The organism is Pseudomonas sp. PSPC2-3 (assembly GCF_049898265.1).
GTDB classification, from domain to species: domain Bacteria; phylum Pseudomonadota; class Gammaproteobacteria; order Pseudomonadales; family Pseudomonadaceae; genus Aquipseudomonas; species Aquipseudomonas veronii.
The window spans coordinates 67,331-83,214 of the sequence record NZ_JAFCXJ010000013.1 but is presented as its reverse complement, the minus strand read 5'-3'; the positions used below and the strand labels follow the sequence as shown (position 1 = coordinate 83,214).

14 protein-coding genes and 2 pseudogenes are annotated in these 15,884 nt (G+C 58.8%); 7 read left to right on the top strand and 9 right to left on the bottom strand.

The window, feature by feature from the left end; translation table 11 throughout:
• The gene (locus tag ACP7E3_RS27565; RefSeq protein WP_426124992.1) at nucleotides 1-684 is read left to right on the top strand and encodes a hypothetical protein; all 684 of its coding nucleotides are present in this window, start codon (nucleotides 1-3) and stop codon (nucleotides 682-684) included.
• Here ACP7E3_RS27565 and ACP7E3_RS27560 read toward each other — a convergent pair.
• On the bottom strand, nucleotides 681-1,889 hold the full coding sequence (locus tag ACP7E3_RS27560) for a tyrosine-type recombinase/integrase (RefSeq protein WP_426124990.1): 1,209 nt from the start codon (nucleotides 1,887-1,889) through the stop codon (nucleotides 681-683). The two genes, ACP7E3_RS27565 and ACP7E3_RS27560, sit on opposite strands and share 4 nt — an antisense overlap.
• 408 nt (nucleotides 1,890-2,297) lie before the next feature.
• Between ACP7E3_RS27560 and ACP7E3_RS27555 the strand changes: the two are divergent.
• Together ACP7E3_RS27555 and ACP7E3_RS27550 are read left to right on the top strand one after the other, a co-directional pair.
• Nucleotides 2,298-2,486 (top strand): annotated as a pseudogene (locus ACP7E3_RS27555) (transposase domain-containing protein); the annotation flags it as partial.
• A 178-nt stretch (nucleotides 2,487-2,664) separates the two neighbouring features.
• Complete coding sequence (locus ACP7E3_RS27550) at nucleotides 2,665-4,284, top strand: methyl-accepting chemotaxis protein (RefSeq protein WP_046385090.1); 1,620 nt, start codon at nucleotides 2,665-2,667, stop codon at nucleotides 4,282-4,284.
• Between the two features lie 276 nt (nucleotides 4,285-4,560).
• On the opposite strand, the gene ACP7E3_RS27545 is transcribed toward ACP7E3_RS27550, so the two are convergent.
• The 7 genes from ACP7E3_RS27545 to ACP7E3_RS27515 form a co-directional block, all read right to left on the bottom strand.
• Nucleotides 4,561-5,625: a 2,3-butanediol dehydrogenase gene (locus tag ACP7E3_RS27545; RefSeq protein ID WP_260473884.1), complete on the bottom strand. Its 1,065-nt coding sequence runs from the start codon at nucleotides 5,623-5,625 to the stop codon at nucleotides 4,561-4,563.
• A 417-nt stretch (nucleotides 5,626-6,042) separates the two neighbouring features.
• The gene (locus ACP7E3_RS27540) at nucleotides 6,043-6,630 is read right to left on the bottom strand and encodes a hypothetical protein (RefSeq protein WP_046385092.1); all 588 of its coding nucleotides are present in this window, start codon (nucleotides 6,628-6,630) and stop codon (nucleotides 6,043-6,045) included.
• The gene (locus ACP7E3_RS27535) at nucleotides 6,627-7,199 is read right to left on the bottom strand and encodes an RNA polymerase sigma factor (RefSeq protein WP_017848620.1); all 573 of its coding nucleotides are present in this window, start codon (nucleotides 7,197-7,199) and stop codon (nucleotides 6,627-6,629) included. Before ACP7E3_RS27535 ends, ACP7E3_RS27540 begins: the two co-directional genes overlap by 4 nt.
• Nucleotides 7,200-7,237: 38 nt before the next feature.
• Nucleotides 7,238-8,860, bottom strand: a complete 1,623-nt coding sequence (locus ACP7E3_RS27530) for a vWA domain-containing protein (RefSeq protein ID WP_426124987.1) — start codon at nucleotides 8,858-8,860, stop codon at nucleotides 7,238-7,240.
• 1,107 nt (nucleotides 8,861-9,967) lie between these two features.
• On the bottom strand, nucleotides 9,968-10,621 hold the full coding sequence (locus tag ACP7E3_RS27525) for a DUF799 domain-containing protein (RefSeq protein WP_426124985.1): 654 nt from the start codon (nucleotides 10,619-10,621) through the stop codon (nucleotides 9,968-9,970).
• Nucleotides 10,618-10,980 (bottom strand): DUF4810 domain-containing protein, encoded by a 363-nt coding sequence (locus tag ACP7E3_RS27520; RefSeq protein ID WP_017848623.1) that lies wholly within the window; start codon nucleotides 10,978-10,980, stop codon nucleotides 10,618-10,620. The genes ACP7E3_RS27525 and ACP7E3_RS27520 overlap by 4 nt, the downstream gene beginning before the upstream one ends.
• 29 nt (nucleotides 10,981-11,009) lie before the next feature.
• Nucleotides 11,010-11,690 carry a CsgG/HfaB family protein gene (locus ACP7E3_RS27515; RefSeq protein ID WP_017848624.1) on the bottom strand — a complete coding sequence of 227 codons (681 nt, stop codon included), beginning with the start codon at nucleotides 11,688-11,690 and terminating at the stop codon, nucleotides 11,010-11,012.
• A 328-nt stretch (nucleotides 11,691-12,018) separates the two neighbouring features.
• Here ACP7E3_RS27515 and ACP7E3_RS27510 point away from each other — a divergent pair, with 328 nt between their 5' ends.
• From ACP7E3_RS27510 to ACP7E3_RS27500, 3 genes are all read left to right on the top strand, one after another.
• A complete protein-coding gene (locus tag ACP7E3_RS27510; protein ID WP_288074996.1) occupies nucleotides 12,019-12,630 on the top strand; it encodes a hypothetical protein in 612 nt (203 codons plus the stop codon).
• 16 nt (nucleotides 12,631-12,646) lie between these two features.
• Nucleotides 12,647-13,234, top strand: a complete 588-nt coding sequence (locus ACP7E3_RS27505; RefSeq protein ID WP_046385096.1) for a hypothetical protein — start codon at nucleotides 12,647-12,649, stop codon at nucleotides 13,232-13,234.
• Nucleotides 13,235-13,789: 555 nt separating this feature from the next.
• Nucleotides 13,790-14,047 carry a hypothetical protein gene (locus tag ACP7E3_RS27500; RefSeq protein WP_046385097.1) on the top strand — a complete coding sequence of 86 codons (258 nt, stop codon included), beginning with the start codon at nucleotides 13,790-13,792 and terminating at the stop codon, nucleotides 14,045-14,047.
• A 188-nt stretch (nucleotides 14,048-14,235) separates the two neighbouring features.
• Here ACP7E3_RS27500 and ACP7E3_RS27495 read toward each other — a convergent pair whose 3' ends face one another.
• Nucleotides 14,236-14,847, bottom strand: coding sequence for a hypothetical protein (locus tag ACP7E3_RS27495; protein WP_126587707.1), 612 nt, complete (start codon nucleotides 14,845-14,847; stop codon nucleotides 14,236-14,238).
• Nucleotides 14,848-15,122: 275 nt separating this feature from the next.
• Here ACP7E3_RS27495 and ACP7E3_RS27490 point away from each other — a divergent pair.
• Nucleotides 15,123-15,602 (top strand): annotated as a pseudogene (locus tag ACP7E3_RS27490) (IS4 family transposase); the annotation flags it as partial.
• Nucleotides 15,603-15,884 lie beyond the last annotated feature (282 nt).

Genomic DNA, 15,884 nt, shown 5'->3' with positions numbered 1-15,884 from the left:
ATGACGATTAAAAAAACGCCGAAGAAGACCGATGCACTGACGTTGAGGCTCGACCCTCGCGTTAAGTTTCTTATCGAGCTTTTGTCTAGAGTCGGTCACCAGAGCATTACAGGTGTGATCGAATCTGCCGTGTCACGCCTTGCCCATGACCGCAGGGTCGTGATGGCCAGTTCTGAGCTGTCACTCGCATATGCGTCCGAACGAATTTGGTCGCCGGTTGAAAGTGATCGGGTGGTTAATATGGCTATGTTCACCCCCTCGCTGCTAAATCACGAAGAGGGTTGTATTCGTTCCGTGCTTGAGGGGGCCAGCCATATTTTCTTTACAACATATGAGGTCCGTAATAAGGCAGACGCTGATTACAGAAGCCACGCCTTCGAGCGCATGGGTGGTGCTTTCCAGCAGAGCGAAAACGGTCAAACTGTTTTTGTAACCCCGAAGCGGAAAACCATAAAACTTGCCTGGGGGCTGATCAAGGAGAGGGCGGCGGAGCTTGCTGACAAAGGATTTTGTGCTGACTTATCTGCGGAAGAGGTGGAATCTTACATAGGTAAGCCGCTCTCTTCTGTATCGCCAGATATCAAAATCCCAGGAGAGATATTCCGTGATGACGATGGGATTGGTTATATGGGCGCAGAGAGAGAGCCTGACGATTTGATTGAAAGCTTGGGTATAAAGCGCTAAATCAACTCCACCGCCGCCGCCTTGGTCCCTGGCGCCAAGTGCGCGTAACGCAGCGTCATTTTGATATCAGCGTGCCCCAGCAGATCCCGTACCGTATTGAGCGGTACGCCGGCCATCACCAGCTTGGATGCGAACGTGTGGCGCAGATCGTGCCACCGGAACCGCTCCACCTTGGCCAGCGTGAGCAGGCCAGACCAAGACTTCTTGACGTTATCAAGACGGCCCCCGCCTTGGCTCGGAAAGACGAAACCTTTACCGCCGCCCTGCTCTTTCCACCTGGTGAGCGTTTCCAGCGCTTCACGATTGAGCGGGATATGCCGAGTCTGTCCTGACTTCGACGTATCACCCTCTACGGTGATCAGCTTGTTCTTGAGGTCGACATCCGCCCAGGTCAAATTGAATGCCTCCCCGCGCCGCACGCCGGTATTGATCGACAGCATCACCAGCGGCTCAAGGTGGTCAGCGAAGCGAACGGCACGAAGGTCTGCCAGGGGCTCTTTCTGGCGCTCTATCCGCCACCTGTTCGCACTGTCGCGAGCAGCGCGCATTTCGCCGCTGCGGGCCTCCAGGGCCTCACGTAGGGCTGTCTCTTCCTCCGTACTGAGGTAGCGCACCCGACTGCGATCGTCGACCTTGAGTTTCCGCACTTTCAGCGGGTTATCTTGCAACACTCCCCACTCAACGGCGCGGCTGAGCACGCCCCTTAGTCGAGTGACGTTACGGTTTGCCGTGGCAGGGGACCGCCCGGCGCGCAGCCAGGCTGTTCTGATCTGTTCCACGCGCCGGGTGTCGATGCTGGCAAGGGGGAGGCCCAGCAGCTCATCAAAGCTGTGCCGGATAGCCCGATTACCATTCTTGGCATCCCGGTGATGCTCGACGGCCCAGGGCTCGAAGGTGCCGGTGAGGAACTGGTCGAGCGTAGGCATTGCGGCGCCGGCCCGCTTTTCTGTGACAGCCAAAGGCTCGCCAGTAGCGTGGGCGTCCGCCAGATACTTTGAGGCATCCGTCCTGGCTTGCTCGAGCGTAATGACGCCGACTCGGCCGAGAGTGGCCGCCTTGTTACGTGCCCAGGTGACCATATAACTGGCGTGGCCACTGGGCAAAACACGGATCGACAGTCCGGGCTGCAGCGTATCGTGGATGCGATAGGGCTTCGCCGCTGGAACAATGCGGGTTATCGTTTTGCCAGTGATTTTTGTCTTCATGCTCGGTCCGTGACAGCAGGGTGACAGCAAAAACAACTATACGGTCATGATTCGGCAGACACAACCGGACTAACGAGCCCTAGTGAACTGGGCAAAGGCAATACCCAGGCTGCTTTGATTTTGCCCTCCGAAGGCAGGGGTCGTGGGTTCGAATCCCGCCGGGGGGCTGTCTCAGACAGTCTACGAAACACCCCAAGAAGCCCACCCCGTGCGGGCTTTCTTATTTCTGGCAATCCATCTCTCTCCAACCCGATAACTTCCCACAATGCATGCCTTGAGACTCCTATAACTGGAGGCATACAGAAAGCGGCCCCTTAGCAAACACCACGCTCGCCGGCCTGGAACCTGACCACGCTACCTATCGCGAGCAAGACGGGAACGGCCTCTACTTCACGGTCTTGGCTGGGTCTCGGCAGCCAACGCGCAGCTGCGCTGATGAGCCTGATCCAGCCGACTAAGCTCAATGGGCATGATCCATCTGGTTATCTCAAGGATGTACTAACCAGCGCGCCAGTAAGATCCCCGGGTTGTTGCCGCATAACGGGTTACCGTTACGCAACCTGTAATGCCCATTCGGTTACCGCGCAACTCGCATGAAAGTCCTTGTGCATGACGGCTTCGGGAGCTGGCTCCCCCCGCAGATTGAAGCAAGGCAAGCTCCACCGGCCAGGCGTTCGCCAACCACATCGCCTTTCGACGACATCCTTAAAGTTTCCGGCTTTGAGTCGATAGCCTGTTGAACATATCAACAACCGTTGGAAAACAGGAATCTTGTATGCACCTTAGAAATCTCAACGTAGCGCCACGCGCTGCCCTGTTTTTCGCGTTGATTATTGCGTTGGTTTTTGTGCTCGGCGCATTCGCAGTCGTGCAAATGGGCAAGCTGAGGGACTCCGAAAAAGACGTCGAACTCAATTGGATGGCTAGCATCCGACAAACGGAGCTGATGAACAGTACAGCCCTTCGCTTGAGGCTCGAAACACAGCGTGGCCTTGCTGACCCTCAGTCGATACAAAAGACGATTGATAGCTTCGCCAGCTACCGTAAGGCGTTCAACGATGCGGTGGCGAATTACGAGCCTCTGATAGCGAGTGATAAGGAGCGTTCGTTTTATACACCGGTAAAAAACAGCGCCGATGCCTACTCCAAACTAATGGATAGTCTTGAACCGTTGATGAGGCAGGGTGACGTAGCGGCGGCGGTCAGCCTGGTGAAGACCGGCATCCGCCCTCTGACGAACACGATGGAAATGCAGATCAAAGACTTGACCAACTTTAACAACGACGGCGCGGCGCAGGCTGGGCAAAACGCAACCGATCTTTATAACAATGGGTTGTGGTTGGTTGTCGGCCTTATTGCTGCCGTTGTCGCCCTGACAGTTGGTTTGGCATTGCTGTTGACGAAAAGTATTACCTCTCCGATTAAAGATGCCCTGTCTGTCGCGGAGCGTATCGCGGCCAGCGACCTCTCCAAAGAGGTATTGGTCAGCGGGACTGATGAAGCCGGACGACTGTTGAAAGCCCTCGCGCAGATGCAGACAAACCTGCGAACTACAATTATGCAGATATCCGATTCGTCCACCCAACTGGCCTCTGCGTCAGAAGAGATGACAGCGGTCACTGAGGAGTCGAGTCGGAGTCTTGTCGCCCAAAATGACGAGGTCAATCAGGCTGCCACAGCGGTCACAGAAATGAGCGCAGCTGTTGATGAGGTCGCTCGTAACGCGGAGTCGGCTTCCGAAGAGTCAAAGCGTACCCAGGGCTATACCGAAATAGGTTTGGAGCGAGTGGCTCAGACATTGAAGTCCATTCAAAAGCTGAACGGGAACGTTGAGAACACGAGTGAACAGATTCAGGGGTTGTCAGATCGTGCCCAGAGCATCACTAAAGTTGTCGAGGTGATTCGGGCCATTGCAGAACAAACCAACCTGCTGGCTTTGAACGCGGCTATCGAGGCAGCACGCGCAGGCGAGCAAGGCCGTGGGTTTGCGGTAGTTGCTGACGAAGTAAGGGCGTTGGCCCATCGCACTCAGGTGTCGACACAAGAAATCGAGCAGATGATCGCTGCCATCCAGAACGATTCTGATCTCGCCGTGAAGGCGATGAATACGAGCAGAGACCTAGCGACCGAATCACTTGGTGTCGCCCAAGAGGCCAGTACCTCGCTGGATCAAATAGCCACCGCCATTGTTCAGATCAATGAGCGTAACCTCATGATCGCCACGGCGTCTGAAGAGCAGTCGCATGTTGCGCGTGAGGTTGATCGTAATCTGGTCAGTATTCGCGAGCTGGCAACTCAGAGTGCTGCGGGTGCCAGCCAGACGGCCAGTGCAAGCGGTGAGATGTCAAAACTGGCGGTTAACCTGAATCAGTTGGTTAACCGATTCGCGGTGTGAAAAAGGCGCCGAGCGAAATTCATGCTTGGGGCATATCACGCCTCGATAGATGACTTGACCAAACGCGTGCTGATGTCGGCACGCCTGTCTGGCAGATGTGCTGATGCGGCGCTTACCCACAAGCCCAGGCCGGACGGGTGATCTGTGGCGACTCGCTACTCGTCGGCAAATTCCGGCAATACGGCATGAGAGGCCGTCGATAGACTCCATCAGCCGCACGCCACCCTTGCCACTCACAACGAAGTGGCAAGGGTGGCGTACTGCTCATCGCTCGCTTCAGACCCGAGCAGGCGACACAATGATTTTCACGTTGTGCTCCTTATTCTTGACCAACTCCTCAAAGCCCTGCCCCACGATCTGTTCCAACTGGATACGCCCCGTCACCAGCGGCGTAATGTCCAGCCGTCCATCGGCGATAAACGCGATCACGTCAGCGAACTCGCCGTTATAGGCCAGCGCGCCGAGTACTTGTTTTTCCGTCGCCACCAACTCGAAAAAGTTGAACTCGCTGGGCTCCTCGAAGATCCCCACCAGGACGCACTTGCCGGCCTTGCGGATCAGGTCGATTGCGAGCTTGGCCGTGTGTTTGTTACCGATGCATTCGAAGCTGACATCCGCGCCGAGCCCGCCCGTGAGGCGGCGGACTTCGGCCAGGGCATCGCACTCATTGGGATCGAGCACATGGGTCGCGCCCACTTCCCGGGCCTTGGTCTTGCGGGCGCCGGACATTTCCAGCGCGATCACCTGCGCCGCACCGGCCGCCTTGGCGCACATGATGGTACACAGGCCGATGGTGCCGGCACCGACCACCACTACGTTTTGCCCGAGCAGGCTTCCGGCTTTTTTCACTGCGTGCATGCCCACCGCCAGCGGCTCGATCAGTGCCCCGGCTTCAGCGGGAAAATTCGCCGGCAATTTGTACAGCAGGTTGGCGGGCACGTTGACCAGTTCGGCGAAGGCACCATTGTTCATCAGCCCGGTGAAGGCCAGGTTCTCACAGATGTTGTACATCCCGTGGGTGCAGTAGTAGCACGTGCCGCAATGCTGGCACGCATCGGCCGCCACCGGCTCGCCGACGCTGAAGCCCTGCACGCCGGCGCCGAGTTCGACGATCTCGCCACAAAACTCATGCCCGAGGATGCACTGCCCCTTTATCCCGGTCAGCGGGTGCGGGGCGTCGACCGGTATGAACACCGGCCCGGCCACGTACTCATGCAAATCGGACCCGCAGATTCCGCACCACTGCACGCGGATCTGCACCCAACCGGCCGGCGGCGAAATGGGCAGCGGGACGTCTTCGACGCGGATATCGTGACGGCCGTGCCAGACAGCGGCGCGCATGCTGCGTTGCGGATTGATCGAAAGGGTCATAGCGAAATCTCCTTGGAACGATTGGCCCTGGCGCCCCGCAAGAGTCCGCCAGGAGGGGCGTCAGCGCGGTAGCACAAGGTCCAGAACCAGTCGATTGAGCTGTTGCGGCATGCGACTCATGACGCCGCCACGGGCAGAACCGGGAAAGGGAGTTGGGCAGGACATCGGGCACCTGTTTTTATTATTGGGTCACCAGTCGGGCTGGTTACCAGTGCCAGAGCAAGGCCGGTGCCAGATCCGCAAAAGCACCTGAACAGGCCTTGCTTAGAGCGGTCCGCTGGAACCCCAGGGGCGGCCGCGATCGCGTTCGAATGAGACGCGCCATGTCGGGCCGTACCCGGTGGCGATGAGACGGCGAGACGTTGCGTCTCACCGCCCGCCCCGCGTTCAGCGCTTGCGCAACACCTCCAGGCGCGCCGGCAAGTCCTCCTGGGGAAAACGCGCGTGCAACGCCAGCAACTTCTCATCCGCCGCTTGGCTGTCTCCGGCCGCCCGCAGGTTGACGATTTCCTGCAAGCCCTCTTCCAATGAAGGCAGTGCAACCGGTGCGCGCTTGCTGAGCCTGGCCGGCGATTGATCCGACAACGCACCGGCAATTTCGGCTTGGACCGGCGCGCTTTCGGCTCTGGGCGCGACGGCCATCCGGGCCATCGGCGCGGGGGCCGGACGGGCGCTTTCTGGGTGGAGCGCGGAGAACGTCGCCGGAGAGATGTCGGGTTGAGGCACGGGCGAGCGCATGACCACGCCGATCATCAGCGCTAACCCTGCGACGGTGGCGAATGCCATCTGCCAGCGTGGGCGTTGGCAGGCGTGCAGCCAGCGTTGCCAGCGGCTGGGTTGCGGCGCTGGGGTTTCGCGGCGGGCGGTGGCGAGGATGAAGGCGTCGAGGGACGCCGGTGGCTCGCCGCGGCTGTGTTGACGCACGTGCTGGATGAGCAGGTCGTCGGGGTCGGGGGTGTATCGGGAGTCGGTCATGCGGGTATCTCCTCGGCCAGCAGGCGGCGCAGTTTCTGCTGGGCGTAACGCAGGCGGCTTTTCACGGTTTCCAGCGGGGCGCCGGTGAGGGCGGCGATCTGCGGCACGTCGAGGTCGCCATGCAGGCGCAGCAGGAAGACTTCGCGCTGGTCTTCGGGCAAGTCTTGCAACGCGGCGTCGAGACGCGCCTGGTCGCGGCTCAGGCTCAGATGCTGCTCGGGGCCGGCGCTGGTGTCGGGCTGGGCGTGCAGTTGTTCATCGTAACTGTCGTGCAACGGGTTGTGGATGCCGTGCTTGCGCCAATAGTCGATCAGGCGGTTGCGGGCGATCTGGAACAGCCAGGTACGAAAACTCGCCCGGCCTTGTGGCTGGGTGGCGCTGCGGATCAGGCTGAGCCAGGTCTCCTGATAAATTTCCTCGGCCAGTTCGGCCTTGTTGCTCAGGGACACCAGGAAGCGGTAGAGACCTTGGCGGTGCCGCGCGTATAAGGCCTCGAACGCGGCGCCGTCACCGCTTCGGTAGCGGGCCAGCAGCGATTCGTCGCTGGGTGAATCATCTGGAGCGGGCATGTTGGTGGCGAACTCCTTTCTGGTCGTTGTGTTCACGATCAAGGTTTGAGGCTTTGCGCCACTTCCACCAGTTGCACGAATTCATTGCGCAAGCCGAACGGGTCATCGCCCCGGGCAGAGCGGGCGAGTGCGGCGGTGTCCTGCAAACTCATGCTGCCAGTGTAGCGGCCATCGCCCTTGAGTTGCTGGGCGAAGGCGGCCACGGCGGCGCAGAAGCGCAGGTCGTCGCTGGCCTTGGCCGCGGCGTTGCTCACCGGCCGCTCGATCAAGCGGCTCGCGCCACCGGCCGCGGGCTTGTAGCGCACGCGCAACATGGCCAACTCATCGGAAGCGCCCGACACCGCAGGCGCGGCGGCATAGCGCAGCGGCTCCAGCCAGCCCTGCTGGCCCTTCGGTACAATTTCGTACAGCGCGGTCAGCGTGTGCCCGGCGCCGATCTCTCCCGCGTCGACCTTGTCGTTGTTGAAGTCCTCACGCTTCAACGCGCGGTTTTCATAACCCAGCAAGCGGTATTCGCTGACCTGGGCCGGGTTGAATTCCACCTGCACCTTCACATCCCGCGCCACCACCGCCAGGGTCGAGCTGAGTTGGTCTACCAGCACCTTGCGCGCTTCGCGCAGGGTGTCGATGTAGGCGTAGTTGCCGTCGCCCGCGTCGGCCAGCTGCTCCATCAGGTGTTCGTTGTAGTTATCCACACCGAAGCCGAGGGTGGTCAGCGACACACCGCTTTTGCGTTGTTCCACGGCCATTTGCTTGAGGCTGTCGAAATCGCTGACGCCGACATTGAAGTCGCCATCGGTGGCCAGCAGGATGCGGTTGATGCCCTGCTCGATAAAGCCTTCGCGGGCCATCTGGTAGGCCAGTTCGATACCTGAAGCACCGGCGGTGGCGCCGCCCGCGCTGAGCTGGTCGATGGCGTTGCGCAGCTTCACTTTGTCGCGCCCGGAGGTCGGAGGGAGCACCACGCGCGACTCGCCGGCGTAGACCACCAGCGACACGCGGTCCTGCTCGCGCAATTGATCCACCAGCAATTTCAGGGTGCTTTTCACCAGCGGCAAGCCTTCGCGGCGGTCCATGGAGCCGGACACATCGACCAGAAACACCAGGTTGGCCGGCGCCAGCTGCGCTACGGCGCGGTCGGAGGCCTTGATGCCGATGCGCAGCAGTTGGGTGCGCGGGTTCCACGGGGTGGCCGCCAATTCGGTGGTCACGCCAAACGGCGAACCGTCGGTGGGCAAGGCGTAGTGATAGGGGAAGTAGTTGAGCATTTCCTCCAGTCGCACAGCGCCCTCGGGTGGTAGACGGCCTTGGTTGAGGAAACGTCTCACGTTGGCGTAGCTGCCGGTGTCGACGTCGATGCTGAAGGTCGAGACCGGCGTTTCGGCGACCCGATGCACCGGGTTGTCCGGCAGGTTGGCGTACTGCTCGCGGGGTTCGCTTTGGTAATCCAGGGTTGCCGACTCCTGCATCCGCATCGGTGCAGGCTTCGCCTGGCGCTTGACCAACGCGCCCTGGACCGGGGCGCTGTGCAGCTCGGCGACGGGCTCAGCCGGTTTGGCTAAATCAGGCGGCGAAGACAGCCCACAACCGGCCAGCGCCACCAGCAAGGTAACCGCAAAGCCCTGGGCAGCAGGACGCAGGAAAAGCAGAGGATGGGACATGGACTGAACCTCGTGAAAGAATGATCCGTTCACAAGGTCAGACGCAGGGTGTGGGGTGTTCGGGTTAAACCCTGGACTAGATAACACCTCGATCAGTGTGGGAGGGGGCTTGCCCCCGATTGCCAACTGTCAGCCACTGCATCGGGCGACTGACCCACCGCCATCGGGAGCAAGCTCCCTCCCACATTTGATCTTCGGTGGTGCCAGAATCGAGACGATTAACTCAGCCCGGCGCGCTGCCCCGCCTGAATCCTGGTTTAGATAACACCTCAATCAGTGTGGGAGGGGGCTTGCCCCCGATTGCCAACTGTCAGCCACTGCATCGGGCGACTGACCCACCGCCATCGGGAGCAAGCTCCCTCCCACCTTTGACCTTCGGTGGTGCCAGAATCGAGACGGTTAACTCAGCCCGGTGCGCTGCCCCGCCTGAATCCTGGTTTAGATAACACCTCAATCAGTGTGGGAGGGGGCTTGCCCCCCACATTTGATCTTCGGTGGTGCCAGAATCGAGACGGTTAACTCAGCCCGGCGCGCTGCCCCGCCTGAATCCTGGTTTAGATAACACCTCGATCAGTGTGGGAGGGGGCTTGCCCCCGATTGCCAACTGTCAGCCACTGCATCCGGCGACTGACCCACCGCCATCGGGAGCAAGCTCCCTCCCACATTTGATCTTCGGTGGTGCCAGAATCGAGACGGTTAACTCAGCCCGGCGCGCTGCCCCGCCTGAATCCTGGTGTAGATAACACCTCAATCAGTGTGGGAGGGGGCTTGCCCCCGATTGCCAACTGTCAGCCACTGCATCGGGTGACTGACCCACCGCCATCGGGAGCAAGCTCCCTCCCACCTTTGACCTTCGGTGGTGCCAGAATCGAGACGGTTAACTCAGCCCGGTGCACTGCCCCGCCTGAATCCTGGTTTAGATAACACCTCAATCAGTGTGGGAGGGGGCTTGCCCCCGATTGCCAACTGTCAGCCACTGCATCGGGTGACTGACCCACCGCCATCGGGAGCAAGCTCCCTCCCACCTTTAATCTTCGGTGATGCCAGAATCGAGACGGTTAACTCAGTCCGGCGCGCTGCCCCGCCTGAATCCTGATTGAGGTGAGATCAGTCCGTACCGTATTTCGGGTTGCGCGGACCGTACAGCAGCCCGGTACGCTGCCCTGCCGAGAGCAGGCGCGCACTGGTGATGCCCGCGATCGGATGCGCTGCGTCGGTGGAGCTGTTGATCACCTGCTTGACCGCCGCTGTGATCAACATGCCCACCAGACCGCCGCCGTTGTTATTGTTGCCTTCCTCACTGGACGCCCGCGCCGAGCCGGTCCACAGGGTGGTGCCGGTGCGCAGGTCCACCAGTTTGGCCGAGGCGGTCACCGCGGTGTTGCTGGAGATCAGCATGTACTGGGTGCCGTACTCGCTGACGGTGATGTACAGCGCTGCATCCGCACCGAAGATGTCATGCAGCTTGGCCGGCGGCACGCCCTGGATATCGTTGGCGGTGGTCAGGCCGTTCTGGCGGAAGGTTTCGTCCACCAGGGCAATCGGCAACACGTAGTAGCCGGCTTCGGCCAACGGGTAGGTCACCTGCGAAACCATGCTGTAGGACGCCTGCACTTCCGGCGATTCATTGATCGGCGGCAGCACCAGGATCGACTTCGGCCGCGCCTGTTTGTATGCCGTGTAATCAATCGTCTTCGGTGCCGCGCAACCGCCGAGCAAGGCCAGGGCCAGCAAGACGCCGGTGAGTTTCAATAGGCTCATTTGGTGGCGACTCCAGTCTTGGCGTTTTTCAGCAGAAAGTCCATGTACGCAGCGGATTCGGGGAACAGCGCCTTCTCGGTGCGGAACTCCTGCACCATCTGGTCATCCTTGCCCATGCTCAGGTACAGCATGCCCAGGTGGGCGTGGTAACCCGGCGGTGCTTTGCGGCCACTGGCGTTGATCTTCTGCAGATCGCGCTCCAGGGCCTCGACCTGCGCTTCCTTGGGCTCGCCCTTGAAGTACTCGTAAACCTGCGGCTGGTAGCTTTCCCATTGATACAGGGGTTGAGGCGCCGTCTGGCACCCGGCGACCGTCGCGATTGCTGTCAGCATCAGCGCCAACTTCACTGCCTTGCTCATCCGTGTACTACTCCTTGAGGGGTTGCCAATCAGTTGCGCGGGTTCCAGGCGCCGGCGTTGATGCCGTCGACCAGGCGGTTGATCGCTTCACGCATGGCCAGGTCGAGCACCTTGCCATTGAGGGTGGAGTCGTAGCTGGCGGTGCCGCCGAAGCCGATCACTTCACGGTTGGACAGCGCGTACTCACCGGCACCCTGGGTGGAATACACCACTTCGGAAGTGCTGATGTTGACGATATTCAACGCGACTTTGGCGTAGGCCACTTGCGTCTTGCCACGGCCGAGGATGCCGAACAACTGGCGGTCGCCGGTTTCTTTGCGGCCGAACTCGGTCACATCGCCGGTCACCACGTAATCAGCGCCTTTGAGCTTCTGCACGGTGCCTTTGATCGCGGCTTCCTGGGAAATTTCGCCCATGTTGTCGCGGTCCAGCACGCTGAAGCGGTTGGTCTGCTGCAGGTGGGTGATCAGGATGGTCTTGGCCTGGCCGCCGAGACGGTCGACGCCGTCGGAGAAGATGCCACGCATGTAGCTGGAGCGGTTATCGAACTTGCCCACGGCAATCGGCACGCGCACGCCGGAATAGGCGACGTGGGCGCTGGCGACTTGTTCCACCGGCATCGCGCGGTTGCTCTCCGTGGCGCAACCGGCCACGGTCAGCAGCGCTGCGACGGCAACGCCGGACAGCAGGATTTGGGACAGTGTTTTCACATGTTGCTCCTAAAGTGAGGAAATCAGCAGCGTTCGGTGTAGCGAGAAACCGGGCACGAGGCGATACCCACCCCTTCGAGGTCGAAGGCGTCGGGCCAAGGGCGGCAGTTTCAGGGAGGGAGGCAGGCTGGCCTGCGCAAAGGCAAGAACACGCGCGTAACTGACTTCATCCCTGAACATGTCGGGTCGCAACGGCTGCAGCATTTTACGGGGTTGAGAGGGGTTCTCAAGGTGTTTCGTCGGAGCGCGTGCGGTGACGCACATTCCTCAAGTTTTCGGCCCGTCAGTCGAGACAGTGGCCTGGCTCATTTATTAATAGGGATATTGCGTGTTGAAAAACCTCTTCCGAGCAGCGACCCTGATCGCCGCCCTGTCGATGACCGGTTGTGTGTCCTACACCGTCACCGGCCCCATTGGCGCCCCGCTCCACCCCGCCGCCATCGCCAGCCCGCGCAGCGCACAAATCGCCGATGTGACGGTGAGCGCCGCCGACATCAACGACGCCAACAAGACCGCGATCAGCCGCTCGCTGACCGCCCAGCTCAATCAGTACGTGAGTACTGCGGGCTACTTCAAGCAGGTCACCGAATACCCCGTGCGCCTGGGTGAGCAGGACGTGTCGCTCAAGTTCAACATGACTTCCCTCAAGGGCCACCGTGGCATACACCCGGGCTATGTCCCCGGCGCCTTGCTGACGCTGACGGTCTGGATCTGGGTCAACGGCCCGATCTACGTCGACACCTTTGACGTGGCCGGCGACCTGGTGATCGTCGATCGCGATGGCAAGGAACTGGCGAGCGCCAAACACGAGGTCAAGTTCGAGCGCAACGTCGGCCTCTACGGTCGCGAATACTGGGCCCCAACCATGGGCGCCAAGCAACTGAACGAACTGGTCGCGCAACTGCTCGACACCGCTACCGCGAAGCTGGCCAAACCGTAATTTCAAGGAGCGACACATGAAAGGATTGATCAAACACAGCCTGGTCCTCGCGGCCATCTTGCTGACAGGTTGCGTGTCTTACTCGCAACACGAACTGCCGCCCGTGCAAACCTGGCCGCCGACCGCCAACGCACCGGCGCAAAAACCCACGGCGTTCGTGCGTACCACCGCGCTCCGCCAGGTCAACAGCGGCCCGGGCAACACTGCAGCCGGCGCTCCGGCGGCGTTGTGGGAAAAGGCCGTGGCGGATTCGTTTCGCCAGTCCAACCGCTTCTCGCGGGTGAGCACCGACAAGGTCGACTCGGACATCTACGCCGACGCCACCCTGTACAACAACGAACAGTTCAACATGGCCTCGGCGATCATCACTGGTGTGACGTTCTTCATCATCCCGTCCACGGCGAAGAACACCTTCACCCTGGAAACCGTGTTCAAGGACAAAGACGGCAAAGAACTCGGGCGCGTGAAAAAGAGTGAGTCGGTACGCACCTGGATGCACCTGGTGCTGATCGTGGGCATCCCGTTCCAGGCGGACACGCGGGAAGTGGTGGAGGCGTTGACGCGCAGCACGCTGGATGAGGCGGTGCAGCGCAAGTTGTTCTGAGATCAAAAGTCGCTGTGAGGGCAGGCCAGCCCTCACGCTGCTCAGTGAAAAAACACAACGCTCGAAAAGCGACCTGTGGCGCGGGAGCTTGTTCCCTCGCCACAGGTACAGTGTTTGCCCTTGACCCGACGGCGTTCTGGCTTGGAACGCGTAACGCGCCTTGAGCATTACCCCATCCACTCATGTCATTTGAAAACGCTGCAATCCATGCAACCCGACCGGGTGGGGGCGTTTTGAGGGCTGCGGGGCTTGAGGGAGTGGCGGGGTGCTATACCTTGCGTGGTTTTGGGCAGGGGGCTTATAGTCCGGCCGTCGCCCAACCGGGCGATCGGATTTGGCGATCCGTAAACGAGTGCAAAAGCGTTCTGCGTTTTTTTGCAGGCATTTTGCACCCGCAGAGTCGCTGTTATGGCGGCTGTGCGTGGGAGACCTTCGGGTCTGCCGGTTACTCGTTTCCGGTTCGCCAACCTGCGTACAGCTGCCACCTAATTCGTTTGGCGACGATTAGGTGGTAGATCTCATACCCTCTAAACGAGACTTCAAATGAATCGATACATGCCCCTAACCGGTCACGATAGCACCGTACCCGCCCTGCTCATCGACACTCAGGCCCCCCTCGACGTCCTCCACGACGCCGCCGTGTACCGGATTCGAGCCGTCACCCAACTGCTGGAAAACCTAGCCTTTCGCGAACAGCTCAGCAGCGATGCCGTGGTGCTGCAAGACTTTGCCCATCTACTGGCGATTCCGCTGCGCGATGGGTGTGATTTGTTGGATGTGATCAGCCGCAGGCTCAATGCCGATCCAACCTGAATAAAATCGGGCGGCCTTAGTGCCGCCCCGGTTTGTGCAGATAATCAACTCTAGGCCCCACCATTAAAGAGAAATAGGGGTCAGACCACCATTATAAGACTAAGAAAAAACAGCCTTCGGACGACACACCACTCCTCGGATATTGGGAGCGTCAGCATGTGCTTTTGCACCGCTCCATCAAGATGAAGTTAAAATTCACGACCTAAAATCTCTTGAAAGTCATCGACTAAATCACCAAGCTCTATATCAGGATTAAGTATCACTAGCTGGTCCGCAGTCACATCTAGCGACGCGAATACCTCTTCAAGTACGGTTGCATCGATGCTTTTCTCATAACAGTTCTCAACTAAACTCTTATAAGCTGCAATACCTCCCACAAAAAAACCTAGCAGTGGATACTCTTTCAGCCCATCCGGCGACGCACACCACGATGGCTGCTTGACACCTCGCCAAAAAAACAGACTAGCATTATCCGTAGAGAACGCTGGCTCAACTTTAAATTGCTGAAACGCCTCGGGCATAGCATTCAAACATTCAGACACATTAGGCAAAGGAGAACCACATATAACTTTCCCTGCAACACCTGCATCGGTAAAGTGCAAAAAATACTCAGCCCCGGATCCGTCCCTCATTGAGGCCATCATTTCTTTCCCCGCTCCATCCCAATTACAGTTGAATGAGAAGTATCTATACTCCCACTCGGGCATAATTATGGCATCCAACAACGCTAACCCCTGAGCCACATGTTTAACACGATCAACTGCAGGCAGTTCATTTATATTTAGAATCGAATTATTCATCTAGTAGCACCTATTTGTCAGATTTGGCTCTATTCTCTTGTCGAGATAGAATCTGAAGATTTGAGCTGCAATTTGTACCATCACAATTTTTTGGCTTTACATGGTCAAACTGCCACTCGTTAGGATCTGGAGTTACGCCGCGCTGGCTTTTTTGTGGTTTGACTAACACAGTACCACTGGCATCGGACTTGACTACACCGTCGTTGGCTGCTTTATTCAACTCCAAGAGAAATAGGGGTCAGACCACCATTATAAGACTAAGAAAAAACAGCCTTCGGACGACACACCATTCCTCGGATAACTCTCTTTTTAAAGAACAGAACAATAGCCACGAAAGCGCCTTAAATGCAAAACGTGGTCTGACCCCTATTTCCTCGCTGGGGCTTGAAACGCTGAGCTGCAAGACGCCTGGCATGGCCGTCAAAGAGTTATGGGTGTATCTGCTGGCGCACAATTTGATTCGGATGGTAATGGCCCAATCAGCGCTCTTGGCGGATTGTTTACCGCGACAACTGAGCTTCAAACATAGCCTTCAGTTGTGCCTCGCGTTGAGGCAGTACGGGACGGGTAAGCAAGGCGACGAGGTGTTGAAATTGCTCCAGCTGATTGCCCGAAAACGTGTTGGAAATCGGCCGAGTAGGATAGAGCCCCGTGCTGTAAAACGAAGGCCAAAACCTTACCCCAAGCTGATGCAGGCACGAGGAGCGGCAAGGGCCGAGGTACGCAAGAATGGGCATCCGAAGAAGGTTAAGTAAGTGCCATTCTGGTCTGCCCCCTATTTCCACTAGTATATATAGCAATTTTCATCACTGCTTCCCTCGGGCCGCCACGCTCTAATGATACCCTCCTCGGAAACCAACACAGAGTAATGGCAATCCCTGATCCACGTAATGTAAATCCGTTTATTTTTTCCTTCAGCAACAACACGATCAAACACGCGATTTTTATTCACCGGGGACCATAGCGACCCGCCACAATCTCGTTGACAAATGGAGTGATTATGCGAATCCAATGTTGTTCCCACCCAAGCATCCTTA

What these genes read in the sequence shown, in the direction of transcription:
- ACP7E3_RS27565 (WP_426124992.1), top strand. Translation starts at nt 1, where the DNA reads ATGACGATTAAAAAAACGCCGAAGAAGACCGATGCACTGACGTTGAGG.
- ACP7E3_RS27560 (WP_426124990.1), bottom strand. Translation starts at nt 1,889, where the DNA reads ATGAAGACAAAAATCACTGGCAAAACGATAACCCGCATTGTTCCAGCG.
- ACP7E3_RS27550 (WP_046385090.1), top strand. Translation starts at nt 2,665, where the DNA reads ATGCACCTTAGAAATCTCAACGTAGCGCCACGCGCTGCCCTGTTTTTC.
- ACP7E3_RS27545 (WP_260473884.1), bottom strand. Translation starts at nt 5,625, where the DNA reads ATGCGCGCCGCTGTCTGGCACGGCCGTCACGATATCCGCGTCGAAGAC.
- ACP7E3_RS27540 (WP_046385092.1), bottom strand. Translation starts at nt 6,630, where the DNA reads ATGACCGACTCCCGATACACCCCCGACCCCGACGACCTGCTCATCCAG.
- ACP7E3_RS27535 (WP_017848620.1), bottom strand. Translation starts at nt 7,199, where the DNA reads ATGCCCGCTCCAGATGATTCACCCAGCGACGAATCGCTGCTGGCCCGC.
- ACP7E3_RS27530 (WP_426124987.1), bottom strand. Translation starts at nt 8,860, where the DNA reads ATGTCCCATCCTCTGCTTTTCCTGCGTCCTGCTGCCCAGGGCTTTGCG.
- ACP7E3_RS27525 (WP_426124985.1), bottom strand. Translation starts at nt 10,621, where the DNA reads ATGAGCCTATTGAAACTCACCGGCGTCTTGCTGGCCCTGGCCTTGCTC.
- ACP7E3_RS27520 (WP_017848623.1), bottom strand. Translation starts at nt 10,980, where the DNA reads ATGAGCAAGGCAGTGAAGTTGGCGCTGATGCTGACAGCAATCGCGACG.
- ACP7E3_RS27505 (WP_046385096.1), top strand. Translation starts at nt 12,647, where the DNA reads ATGAAAGGATTGATCAAACACAGCCTGGTCCTCGCGGCCATCTTGCTG.
- ACP7E3_RS27500 (WP_046385097.1), top strand. Translation starts at nt 13,790, where the DNA reads ATGCCCCTAACCGGTCACGATAGCACCGTACCCGCCCTGCTCATCGAC.
- ACP7E3_RS27495 (WP_126587707.1), bottom strand. Translation starts at nt 14,847, where the DNA reads ATGAATAATTCGATTCTAAATATAAATGAACTGCCTGCAGTTGATCGT.